10 protein-coding genes and 1 pseudogene are annotated in these 11084 nt (G+C 44.9%); 8 read left to right on the top strand and 3 right to left on the bottom strand.

Going from position 1 to position 11084, the window contains the following annotated elements; all coding sequences use genetic code 11:
* Window positions 1-18: 18 nt before the first annotated feature.
* Window positions 19-831: pseudogene (locus BM283_RS20400) on the bottom strand (MASE1 domain-containing protein); the annotation flags it as partial.
* Window positions 832-1251: 420 nt separating this feature from the next.
* Between BM283_RS20400 and cysK the strand changes: the two are divergent.
* The 4 genes from cysK to BM283_RS00580 all read left to right on the top strand — a co-directional run bounded on the left by cysK (window position 1252) and on the right by BM283_RS00580 (window position 5233).
* Window positions 1252-2232: a cysteine synthase A gene (cysK, locus tag BM283_RS00595; protein ID WP_090687783.1), complete on the top strand. Its 981-nt coding sequence runs from the start codon at window positions 1252-1254 to the stop codon at window positions 2230-2232.
* Window positions 2229-3179, top strand: coding sequence for a serine O-acetyltransferase EpsC (gene epsC, locus BM283_RS00590; protein WP_090687778.1), 951 nt, complete (start codon window positions 2229-2231; stop codon window positions 3177-3179). The genes cysK and epsC overlap by 4 nt, the downstream gene beginning before the upstream one ends.
* Before the next feature lie 21 nt (window positions 3180-3200).
* Window positions 3201-3617 (top strand): GlcG/HbpS family heme-binding protein, encoded by a 417-nt coding sequence (locus BM283_RS00585; protein WP_090687777.1) that lies wholly within the window; start codon window positions 3201-3203, stop codon window positions 3615-3617.
* Window positions 3618-4222: 605 nt separating this feature from the next.
* On the top strand, window positions 4223-5233 hold the full coding sequence (locus tag BM283_RS00580) for a metal-dependent hydrolase (protein WP_090687774.1): 1011 nt from the start codon (window positions 4223-4225) through the stop codon (window positions 5231-5233).
* Window positions 5234-5280: 47 nt separating this feature from the next.
* On the opposite strand, the gene yjgA is transcribed toward BM283_RS00580, so the two are convergent.
* Complete coding sequence (gene yjgA / locus BM283_RS00575; protein WP_090687772.1) at window positions 5281-5805, bottom strand: ribosome biogenesis factor YjgA; 525 nt, start codon at window positions 5803-5805, stop codon at window positions 5281-5283.
* Between the two features lie 139 nt (window positions 5806-5944).
* Between yjgA and pmbA the strand changes: the two genes are divergently transcribed.
* Window positions 5945-7303 (top strand): metalloprotease PmbA, encoded by a 1359-nt coding sequence (gene pmbA / locus BM283_RS00570; protein ID WP_090687769.1) that lies wholly within the window; start codon window positions 5945-5947, stop codon window positions 7301-7303.
* A 322-nt stretch (window positions 7304-7625) separates the two neighbouring features.
* Here pmbA and BM283_RS00565 read toward each other — a convergent pair whose 3' ends face one another.
* Complete coding sequence (locus tag BM283_RS00565; protein ID WP_046850009.1) at window positions 7626-7853, bottom strand: sulfurtransferase TusA family protein; 228 nt, start codon at window positions 7851-7853, stop codon at window positions 7626-7628.
* 134 nt (window positions 7854-7987) lie between these two features.
* Between BM283_RS00565 and argJ the strand changes: the two genes are divergently transcribed.
* Genes argJ through BM283_RS00550 form a run of 3 tightly spaced genes read left to right on the top strand, consistent with a single transcriptional unit; the run spans window position 7988 to window position 11081 of the window.
* Window positions 7988-9217, top strand: a complete 1230-nt coding sequence (gene argJ, locus BM283_RS00560; RefSeq protein WP_090687767.1) for a bifunctional glutamate N-acetyltransferase/amino-acid acetyltransferase ArgJ — start codon at window positions 7988-7990, stop codon at window positions 9215-9217.
* A 6-nt stretch (window positions 9218-9223) separates the two neighbouring features.
* A complete protein-coding gene (locus BM283_RS00555; RefSeq protein WP_090687764.1) occupies window positions 9224-10111 on the top strand; it encodes an ATP-binding protein in 888 nt (295 codons plus the stop codon).
* Window positions 10112-10130: 19 nt separating this feature from the next.
* Window positions 10131-11081: a Nudix family hydrolase gene (locus tag BM283_RS00550; protein ID WP_090687761.1), complete on the top strand. Its 951-nt coding sequence runs from the start codon at window positions 10131-10133 to the stop codon at window positions 11079-11081.
* The last annotated feature ends 3 nt before the right edge of the window (window positions 11082-11084 follow it).

The raw sequence follows: 11084 nt of genomic DNA, 5'->3' as shown, positions 1-11084 counted from the left end.
CATGTGCAAGATGAGCGCAACAGTTGCCACAAAGACACATAAGGCCAACTGATCTAGCTGGGGATGGCCTTGTGAAAAAGGACCGAGGTTTTGTGCGGTTCCCCATATGGCAAGTAAAGTAACTGCTATCGCTGCAATAGAAACTTCTACGACATTAAAGCGCAACCCTGCCCAAATCAAGGGTGGAAACAGGAGGAAAGCGAATGATAACTTGAGGTGACCCAGCGCCAGAGCATCGCCGAATACTAGCCAGGTTATAGCAATACAGCTACTTATGATGAAAAAGAATTCTAATCCGAGTCGAGGATGACGAAGATCAGGATTTGCTGGATTGGCTACTCAGGCTAACAGTAGAGGTGAAAAAATCATTACCCCGATTATGTCTCCTAACCACCATCCTAGCCAGGCTTTAAGTACCAAGTCGCTTGATAGCAAGCCATTAAAGTACAGAGAGAGTATGCCACCCGTCGCGCTCAATAGCATCGAACCAGCGGTAATCAGAATAAAAGTGACTATATCTCGACCTCGTCTAAAAAAGTTTTGAGATCCTATGGTTCTTTTAAGCATTAGCGCTCCGAATGCCGGAGCAAGAGTATTGCCTATTGCGATCTCAAGTGCAGTGGAAAAGGTGGGTTCGCCCGTAGTTAAGTTAACTAAGAACGCGCCGAGAAAAATGCCAAACCAGCATGAAGGTCCCCATATCAAGGCGGCAGCTAGTGCAATGCCGGTGGGTGGCCAGAACAAGGTAATGTTAGAACCAATGAAGGGCATGCTTAGTCCCAGCTTTCCGGCTATAAAATAAGCTGTCGTTAGCGCTATAATTCGTATCATGAAGACTTAGAAGAGCTTAGTAAGTGCAGTTTTATCCTAAATTTAACTGCGAGCAGGAGTAGGGTAATGATCAGATATTTATGAGGTAGATTGAGAACTACTTTTTATATGTGCGCTAAATAGTTCCATCAGCTGGTGACATATTGTTATGCAGATGGCTTTTGCCCTTGCTTGTATTCCTTTACTGCTTGCCATGAACATGCCATCCTTTATATTCAATACTAATTGATTGAAGTTTGATTATATTATTTGAGCTTGATTGTATGTCATATAAATTCTTTGGTTAATCATAGATGTGCTGTAATAAAATGAGTAATGCCGGTTAAAATAGTAGAGCGATAAATAATTGTTAATTTTTTAATTTTTCTTAAAATAATCAATGATGATCCGCCAGTATGGCGATAAAGAAAGGAATGTCTCATGTCAAATTGGTATCAAGACAATTCAAAATCGATTGGAAGAACACCGTTAGTTCGACTTAATCATATTACTGATGGGGCAGCAGCAACAGTACTGGCCAAGATAGAGGGGCGTAATCCGGCATATTCAGTCAAATGCCGTATTGGAGTTGCAATGGTCGATGATGCCGAGCGACGAGGATTACTTGGCCCTGGTAAAGAATTAGTAGAGCCAACAAGTGGTAACACCGGCATTGCTTTGGCATTTGTTGCGGCTGCACGCGGTATCCCGTTGACCCTGACAATGCCGGAAACCATGAGTATCGAGCGCCGGAAATTACTTGTCGCGTTTGGCGCCAAGCTGGTTCTGACGGAAGGTCAGCGAGGTATGGGGGGCGCTATTGCCAAAGCCAATGAAATCGTTGCTGCAGATCCTGATCGTTTTGTTTTACTGGAGCAATTTAAGAATCCGGCCAATCCAGCAATACACGAGCTAACGACAGGTGCTGAGATCTGGCAAGATACTGATGGGGCAATTGATATTTTTGTTGCAGGGATAGGAACAGGTGGTACGATGACAGGTGTTTCCCGTTATATAAAACAAGGTAAAGGGAAAGCCATTACGTCAGTTGCAGTTGAACCAGCGGCAAGCCCTGTTATTACTCAGCAGCGATCAGGTCAGCCTTTAACACCTGGCCCTCACAAAATTCAAGGGATTGGCGCTGGATTTGTGCCGGATAATCTTGATCTCTCCCTGGTGGATGAAGTCGAACAGGTGAGTAATGAAGATGCTGTCTTGTACGCTCGTCGCCTCGCCAGGGAGGAAGGCATCCTTTCCGGTATTTCCTGTGGTGCTGCAGTTGCAGCAGCTGTACGACATGCCAAGCGTGCGGAAAATGCTGGCAAAACAATTGTGGTGATTTTGCCGGATTCTGGTGAACGTTATTTGAGCAGTATTCTCTTTGAGGGGATGTTCAATGAACAGGGGTTGAATGTAGAGTGACTAACGTCAATAGAATCAGCGATCTTCAAATAAGAAGTACTTTTCTTGAGGTTGATCATATCGTTGAAGAATTACGTGATTTGCGGATTGCTTCGCTGGAAAATAGACAAGGGCATACCAGGCCTCCTAAACTTCCTTTACGCAAAATTCTGGTTAGTGTGGCAGAGGGCTTAAGTGCTGCGATGTTTCCTAATCGTTTGGGCCCGGCCGATCTCGCGGATGAGGGAATCGACCATTATGTCGGGCACACTTTGAATAGCGCTCTGCGCACGTTGCTGGTACAAATACAGCATGAATTACATTTTAGCTCGGGTTTGGAAAACCTGGGTGACGCTGATCGTGAACGGGCAGTAGAGATCACGCAAGCATTCGCCAAACGCTTACCTGCGATTCGCAGTTTACTGGAAAGCGATATTGTGGCGGCTTACGAAGGGGACCCGGCAGCACACAGCGTTGATGAAGTATTGGTATGTTATCCGGGCATTATGGCCATTACCTACTATCGGCTAGCGCATGAGTTGCACCGGCTCGGTGTGCCACTAATTGCGCGCATGATTTCAGAAATAGCCCATTCAATGACTGGGGTAGAAATACATCCAGGTGCTCAGATTGGTGGCAGTTTTTTTATTGATCATGGTACGGGTGTGGTCATCGGAGAAACTGCCATTATAGGTCGCAATGTGCGGCTATATCAGGCTGTTACTTTAGGTGCAAAACGGTTTCCGGTAGATGAGCACGGGGCGTTGGTAAAAGGCATACCGCGGCATCCGATCGTCGAGGATGATGTTGTGATTTATGCAGGGGCAACTATCTTGGGACGTATCATTATCGGGCGGGGCTCAATAATAGGTGGGAACGTCTGGCTGACACGCAGCGTGCCAGCTGGCAGTCATGTGACCCAAGCACAAATGCGTCATGAAATATTCGAAGGTGGGTCGGGGATATAGCATTATATGTGAGAGAGGGAGATGGCAAATAGCAAACTTTTTCTGACACTTGAGGACGCCAAAAAGATCGCCGCAGCGGCAGAAGCGGAAGCCAGGCGCAATAATTGGCCCGTCGTCATTTCTATTGTTGATGAAGGAGGGCATTTACTTTATTTAATGCGGTTAGATAATACGCAATATGGCAGTATTGAGGTTGCCATACAAAAGGCAAGATCAGCCATCGCTTTTCGAAGGCCAACTAAGGTGCTGGAGGAGCAAGTCAATCAAGGGCATGTGCGTTACTTAAATTTACCTGGAGCAATATCCATTGAAGGTGGACTACCTATTGTACTCAGTAATCAATTTGTGGGTGCGATCGGCGTGAGTGGCGTAAGATCTCATCAAGATGCACAAATTGCGCAAGCGGGCATCGATGCACTTAATTCAGATTCTTTTTAATCTGTAATTTTGACAGAAGAAATAGTGTGTCGATAATGGATTATGGAATAACTATTTCTTATCAGGTTGTGATAGGGTTTTGATTCGCGCAATCTATTGTATTATCTATGTTTTATGACAATCAAACGATCTGGAAATGTAAAGAAAGGGTTTGCAAAGAGTTTACTATGTATACTGTTTCTCGAAATAACACCCCCAGTTTGTCCGTGACTGCGCTCACTTCAGTAAAACCTTGCTTAATACCTTTTAATTCCATTTCTAAATCAAAACTGACATTGTCGGTTTCACCTTGCCGTATGATTGATACTGTCTGCGGTTCGCCTTCGCGTCATTTTTGATTTGGAAATAGAATAACACGGAGATTTAGCCAGTACCTGTAAAGGCAGACGATACGTTTGGTTTTGCGTAAACCGATCTCCGAAGCGCTTGTTCCTCAGTTATTGCATTGCAAACCATTGCCATTAAGAACAGGAAATGTATGGATATATTTTACTTCTCAATTGTTTTTAAAGAATAGTAGGTGTTGGGTAATTTCCAGTTCAACGGCCATTTATCAATCAAATGAGATAAACTAGCCATCTGTTTTCTGTAAATATTTGTGAAATATGGATCTACTTACTCAAGGATTATTGGGTGCCAGTCTTGCTCAGTCAGGTACGCGACAAAATGAAACGCGTTTAGCGACAGGTGTGGGATTTTTCGCTGGGCTGCTTGCAGATGCGGATATTCTGATTCAGTCAGTGAATGATCCTTTATTAACTGTGGAATTTCATCGCCATTTTACGCATTCCATCTTCTTTGTTCCGTTCGGTAGCTTGATTGCAGCACTTATTCTGTGGCCATTTCTCCGGAAGCGGTTATCTTTTTCACGCTTATACTTATTCTGCTTTTTGGGTTATAGCTTAAGTGGCGTGCTAGATGCGTTAACCAGCTACGGTACTCATTTATTTTGGCCGGTGAGTGAGGAACGAGTTGCGCTTAATATTGTTTCTGTCATTGATCCTATTTTTACCTTGATACTGCTAATCGCAGTCATCTTTGCCTACAAGAAGAAAGCAGTCATGGTTGCGAAAATTGGCTTAATTATCGCAGGTTTTTATCTTGTGCTTGGTTGGGTACAGCTCCAACGTGCAGAAGCCGCTGCGGCTGACTTGATTGCCTCCAGGGGGCATGTTGCCGAGCAATTGATGGTTAAACCGACTTTAGCCAATTTAATATTGTGGCGTTCGATTTATGAAACCGAAGGAAAATTCTATGTCGATGCGATTCGGGTTAGCCTGTTTTCGCAATCCCGCATCTATCCAGGAGAGTCCATCAAAAAATTCACGATTGATCAGTTTCTGAATCAAATGCCTGAGGAATCCATTTTAGCGAAGGATATTGCGCGTTTTACCGTTTTTTCTGCTGGTTTTGTTGCGATTCAGCCTGATCATCCTGATCTTCTGATTGACGTGCGTTACTCAAATTTACCTACTACCGTTGCACCCTTATGGGGGATAGAAATGAATCTACAGGATCCTGATCAACATGCAGTGTATCGATTATTCCGGGACACTTCCAAAGAAACACGTCAGAGATTTCTAGCTTACTTGACGGGTGAATCTGTCGATGAATGATCGAGTAAAAATGATGATGTGTGATGATTTCCGTTTATCTTTTGACATCAATTTGAAGGTGTTTTTTCAGGAATGATGCTGCGTAATTCCTGAAATAGGGCCCGGAAGTTTTTAGGAGGTTTTCCTGCCAGCTTTTCTTTGATGGTATTGCGCACAAGTATTCGCAAACGCTGTAAATCAGCGTTCGGATATTGCTGTCCAAATTCAGTAAAAGCTGTTTCATCCGCTAGCAGACGCTCGCGCCATCGTTCCAGAAGATGTAACCATGCAGTATGGTGTATGCTTGTACTTCGTACAGAATTAATTTTCTCCTGAATAGGCGCAACGTCAATTTTTCGCATCAGCTTGCCAATATATTGGAGCTGGCGCCGATGCGCTTCATGCTTGGTAATACGTTTAGCTTCAAAGAGGGCATCCTTGAGTATTTCTGGTAAATCAAGCTCAGCTATTTGTTGGAGATCAAGCGTCACCAACTGCTCACCGATATCCTGTAATGTATGCATGGCACGTTTGCGCCGTGTTTTACTGAGCGGAGATTCCTGGTCAGCATCATGTTTTATGTTATTTTGCATGGCGAGCTATGTAATGCAATAACGAGAAGCTGTTATCATATCGCTCTTTGAGCGCTCATTTTATTAAATTTACCTTAAAACGATTATATAACGATTATATTAACTTCGTTGCGGGTTGATTTTCATCAAGCTAATTTATATGAATAACGATATCTCGCCATCTCTACATTTCTCTTATCCTTTTGGAACGCTTCAGCAGATTGCACGTGATATTCTGGACCATGCCCGGAAAGGGGGCGCCAGCGCATGTGAAGCTAATGTCTCTGATGGTTGTGGTTTGAATGTTACAGTTCGACAGGGTGCTGTGGAAACGATTGAGCACACTCGAGACAAAGGATTGTCTGTTACAGTATACATTGGCCAAAAACGTGGTCATGCAAGTACTTCAGATTTTTCTCCACAAGCCATCGGGGATACAGTAACCGCTGCACTTTCTATTGCACGACATACTGCTGCAGATGATTGCGCAGGATTAGCTGACGCGAAGTTGCTGGCTACTTCATTTCCTGATCTCGATTTATATCATCCATGGGGGTTATCAGTCGAACAAGCGATTGAGCTTGCACAAGGCTGCGAAGCAGCGGCGTATGCAATCGATACGCGCATTAGCAACTCGGAAGGGGCGACTGTATCCATGAATACATCACAGTTCGTCTACGCGAATAGCCATGGGTTTATAGCGGGATACCCGCTTTCCCGACACAGTATGAGTTGCGCGGTCATTGCAACAGAGCATGATGCGATGCAGCGCGATTATTGGTATACCGTGGCGCGGGATGCAGCTGATCTGGAATCTATCCATGATGTGGGTAAAAAAGCAGGCAAGCGTACTGTCGCGCGTTTGGGAGCGAAAAAAATTGCGACCTGTGAAGTTCCTGTATTGTTTGAGGCGCCAGTGGCCTCGAGTCTGATCGGACATTTTACTCAGGCTGTTAGCGGAGCCAGTCTTTATCGTAAATCATCATTCTTGCTGGATAGCCTTGGGAAGCAGGTATTCTCGCCAGATATTCGAATACGTGAAATACCCCATATCAAGAAAGGACTAGCGAGCTGTGCATTTGATGATGAAGGCGTAGTCACGCAGGAACGGAATGTGGTTGAGAACGGGATGGTGCAAGGTTATTTTCTCGGTAGTTATTCAGCACGTAAGCTCGGTTTGCAAACCACTGGCAATGCAGGAGGTAATCATAATTTGATCGTGGAAAACACCGCCCCATTGTCATTTCCTGATTTGCTGAAGAAAATGAACAAAGGATTGTTGGTAACAGAATTACTCGGTCAGGGTGTGAATGGGGTAACAGGAGATTATTCACGAGGTGCTACCGGTTTCTGGGTCGAAAACGGAGAGCTAAGTTATCCAGTTGAGGAAATCACTATTGCTGGTAATTTAAAAGAAATGCTGCGTGGAATAATAGGGGTGGGCAGCGACAGGATTGTTCGTGGCTCTAAGCAATGTGGCTCGTTGCTGATAGAGCGTATGACAGTTGCAGGGCATTAAGCCTGATTTATCAGTTGACTGCTTGTTTGAGTAATTGAATCCATAAATATAGAAGCATTTTTGAAATAGTCTCATTTGCCAGAATGGTGAAGCCGCAACGAGGCCTATCAGACGCACCTTATACCGCTCCAGACATGAATGTGGCGTTGTTCCCGGCTGCGGGGAACGGTGCTGCGGCCTCATTGCGCTAAGCCTTGCACCTGGACTATTACACGCTACACTCTTCAATTTTGGTCTTTGAGTCACATAGAATGCGGAAGATGACTGAAAAGTTATGAGCATTGAATTTTTAACCTTATTTTTGATGCTCCGATGGAAATAATCATTTCTTTTTTAAGTAAAATAAAAATTCACCGCTCGCTTCAGCTGAGGATAATAGCTGGTTACCCGTCTGTTCGGCAAAAACTTGGAAATCAATGAGAGAAGCAGGATCGGTAGCGACGATTTTGAGTATTTGTCCGCGAGTCATATCTGTCAGAGATTTTTTTGTGCGTAGGATGGGTAATGGACAGACGAGTCCGCGTACATCAAGTTCTTTATCAAAATTCATACTTCTCCTTTTTTAAAAATGTTTACTTAATTTTACCGACTATGACATAAGGTACCAACTCCCCTGATTTCAGATTGTTGGAACCTCCAGCTCAAGATAAGTTACGATAATGCATTTTTTAATCATTTTATTATATGCCAGTTAATATTCCTCCCTTGTTACCTCAACAATTATTACCGATTCGGGGCATATCTCTGGGTATTGCTGAAGCAGGAATTAAACGACCTGATCGGAAAGATCTCTTGGTGATTGCGCTTGATGACAATGTAAAAGTAGCCGGTGTGTTTACTAAGAATCGCTTTTGTGCGGCACCTGTCGCCGTGGCAAAGGCACATCTCTCGGCAGCCAGCTCAATTCGTGCATTGGTGATTAATACCGGAAACGCTAATGCCGGTACCGGAGAAGAAGGTGTCGCCCATGCACGCGTGACTTGTACTGCGCTGGCCAAGCTGCTTGGCTGCGAGCCCCAGCAAATATTACCGTTTTCTACAGGCGTTATCATGGAACCCTTACCGGTTGACAGAATTATTGCGGGTATGCCTCGAGCCGTGAGCGAACTTAAATGTGATAACTGGTTTGCTGCCGCGCAAGCGATTATGACGACCGATATTGTTCCCAAAGGTATTTCCAATCAGATTCAAATTAATGGCACCACCATTACAATAACGGGTATAGCCAAGGGTTCGGGTATGATTCATCCAAATATGGCAACCATGCTGGGATATATCGCCACAGATGCCAAGATATCTCAATCGCTATTACAGGAGATGGTGCGCCATGTGGCGGATCATTCCTTTAACCGGATTACGGTGGATGGGGATACCTCCACCAATGATGCGTTAGTATTGATAGCAACAGGCAAAGCCAATCACTCGCAGGAGATTGATCGGAAAAGCCCGGAGGTTAACTTGCTGCAAGATGCCATAATGGAAATAGCTGTGAAGCTGGCTCAGATGATTGTACGCGATGGGGAAGGTGCAACTAAATTTATTACAGTGCAGGTAGAAAAAGGTCGCACACTGCAAGAATGTGCACAGGTTGCTTATGCCATTGCACATTCGCCATTAGTCAAGACCGCTTTCTTTGCATCTGACCCTAATCTGGGGAGAATACTTGCTGCGATTGGGTATGCTGGTATAGACGATCTCGATGTTAACAATATTGAGCTTTACCTGAATGAAGTGTTAGTCGCAGAGAAGGGGGGTAGAGCAAAAAACTATTGTGAGGAGGAGGGGCTGCGCGTCATGAAGCAATCTGAGATTACCGTGCGGGTGATATTAAACCGGGGTGTGGCCGCAACTAGCATATGGACGTGTGATTTCTCTTACGACTATGTGAAAATCAACGCAGATTATCGCAGCTGATTTGTTATGAATAAGCTTGATTTATTCTACAATCGCTTGGATGAGCTGCTTAGTCGTATCGAAGCCGTGCTTCCTGCTCAGCAGCCCAATACCGATCTTGATGCTGCGATCGCATTTCGATGGCGCAAGCAAGCAAATACTGGGTATCTTCAACCCGTTACCCACCCGCATAACATTGTACTGGATGCATTATATGGCATTGATCAACAAAAGCAGTTAATTGATCAAAATACGTATCAGTTTGTCTTGGGCTATCCCGCTAATAACGTTTTATTGACTGGCGCACGCGGCACCGGAAAATCTTCTTTGGTGAAAGCGTTGTTGAACAAATACGCAGACAAGAGATTGCGGCTCATCGAAGTCGAAAAACACGATCTCATCGATTTGCATGATATTGTTGAACGAGTTTTTCATCGGCCAGAGCGTTTTATCGTGTACTGCGATGATTTGTCATTTGAAAGCGATGAACCGGGTTATAAGGCACTGAAAGTTGTTTTGGATGGCTCAATCGAGATGGCATCTGATAATGTACTTATTTATGCGACTTCCAATCGCCGACACCTGCTGCCTGAAGCTATGCGGGATAATCTTGAGACGCGCCATGTGGATGGCGATATCCATCCCGGTGAGACGATTGAAGAAAGGATTTCATTGTCCGAGCGTTTTGGTATATGGCTGTCATTTTATCCCTTTGATCAAGCCCAATACTTGGAGATTGTGCGTTATTGGCTTGCTTTTTACGGTATCAAAAAAATGACTGTATCAGCAAGAGAAGAAGCGTTGCGATGGGCGCTTACGCGTGGTTCACGCAGCGGTCGAGTCGCCTGGCAATTCGCGCGAGATTGGGCTGGCAAACGTAAGCTTCATCAGTTTTCTCAAAACAACTCAATGTAACTTTTAGGTAAGCAATTTCATGGCTCATTCTACTCCATTGGTTGAAGTGGCTGCGGCAGTCATCATTCGACCGGATGATCATTTTCTGCTAACAAGCAGACCGGAAGGGAAGCCTTATGCGGGTTATTGGGAATTTCCTGGTGGGAAAATGGAGGCGGGGGAATCTGCTTTGCAAGCACTTGACCGGGAGTTGCAAGAAGAGCTCGGTATCCAGATTAAGCAAGCTTATCCTTGGATGAAACGAATATTTACTTATGCGCATGCCACGGTGCGTTTGCATTTTTACCGAGTGGTTGATTGGTCTGGGGAGCCCTTTGGGCGCGAGAATCAGCTGTTATCCTGGCAAACGGTCGATAATCTGTCAGTCACGCCTTTGTTGCCTGCTAACTTTCCGGTGCTTCATGCACTTGCTTTACCCTCCATTTATGCGATTACCAATGCATCGGAGTTAGGTGAAGAAGTTATGCTACACAAGCTTGAGCAGGCTTTGCAGCAAGGCTTGAAGTTTCTGCAGATTCGTGAAAAGACACTGGCAGGGGATAGGTTGCGCTGGTTAGCACGTGAAATTATTCAACGCGCGCATTCTTTCGAGGCGAAGGTGGTCATCAATAGCGATATTTTGCTATCTCGGGAATTGGGGGCGGATGGTGTGCATTTAACTTCTGCACAGTTAATGTCGCTTACTAGCAGACCTGATGTCAATTGGTGTGGCGCGTCATGCCATAATGCCGAGGAGCTTTATCAGGCAGAGCGCATCGGTGTCGATTTTGTGGTGTTAGGGCCCGTATTGCCCACTGTAAGCCACCCGGGATTAACAGTGTTAGGCTGGCAAAAATTTTCTGCCTTGGTACGCGATTACTCTTTGCCAGTTTATGCGCTGGGTGGCTTAGTGCAGACGGATTTGGCTATTGCCTTGCAACAGGGAGGTCATGGTATTGCCATGCTGCGAGATGCCTGGACAGATAAATAAACG

Origin of the sequence: Nitrosomonas sp. Nm34 (assembly GCF_900113925.1) — a bacterium.
GTDB lineage: Bacteria > Pseudomonadota > Gammaproteobacteria > Burkholderiales > Nitrosomonadaceae > Nitrosomonas.
The sequence above is the reverse complement of the archived record's forward strand: the minus strand, read 5'-3'. Positions and strand labels throughout refer to the sequence as shown.

Bases quoted from the DNA above. Each gene is read 5' to 3' on its own strand.
- cysK (WP_090687783.1), top strand. From the start codon at position 1,252: ATGTCAAATTGGTATCAAGACAATTCAAAATCGATTGGAAGAACACCG.
- BM283_RS00585 (WP_090687777.1), top strand. From the start codon at position 3,201: ATGGCAAATAGCAAACTTTTTCTGACACTTGAGGACGCCAAAAAGATC.
- BM283_RS00580 (WP_090687774.1), top strand. From the start codon at position 4,223: ATGGATCTACTTACTCAAGGATTATTGGGTGCCAGTCTTGCTCAGTCA.
- yjgA (WP_090687772.1), bottom strand. From the start codon at position 5,805: ATGCAAAATAACATAAAACATGATGCTGACCAGGAATCTCCGCTCAGT.
- pmbA (WP_090687769.1), top strand. From the start codon at position 5,945: ATGAATAACGATATCTCGCCATCTCTACATTTCTCTTATCCTTTTGGA.
- BM283_RS00565 (WP_046850009.1), bottom strand. From the start codon at position 7,853: ATGAATTTTGATAAAGAACTTGATGTACGCGGACTCGTCTGTCCATTA.
- argJ (WP_090687767.1), top strand. From the start codon at position 7,988: ATGCCAGTTAATATTCCTCCCTTGTTACCTCAACAATTATTACCGATT.
- BM283_RS00555 (WP_090687764.1), top strand. From the start codon at position 9,224: ATGAATAAGCTTGATTTATTCTACAATCGCTTGGATGAGCTGCTTAGT.
- BM283_RS00550 (WP_090687761.1), top strand. From the start codon at position 10,131: ATGGCTCATTCTACTCCATTGGTTGAAGTGGCTGCGGCAGTCATCATT.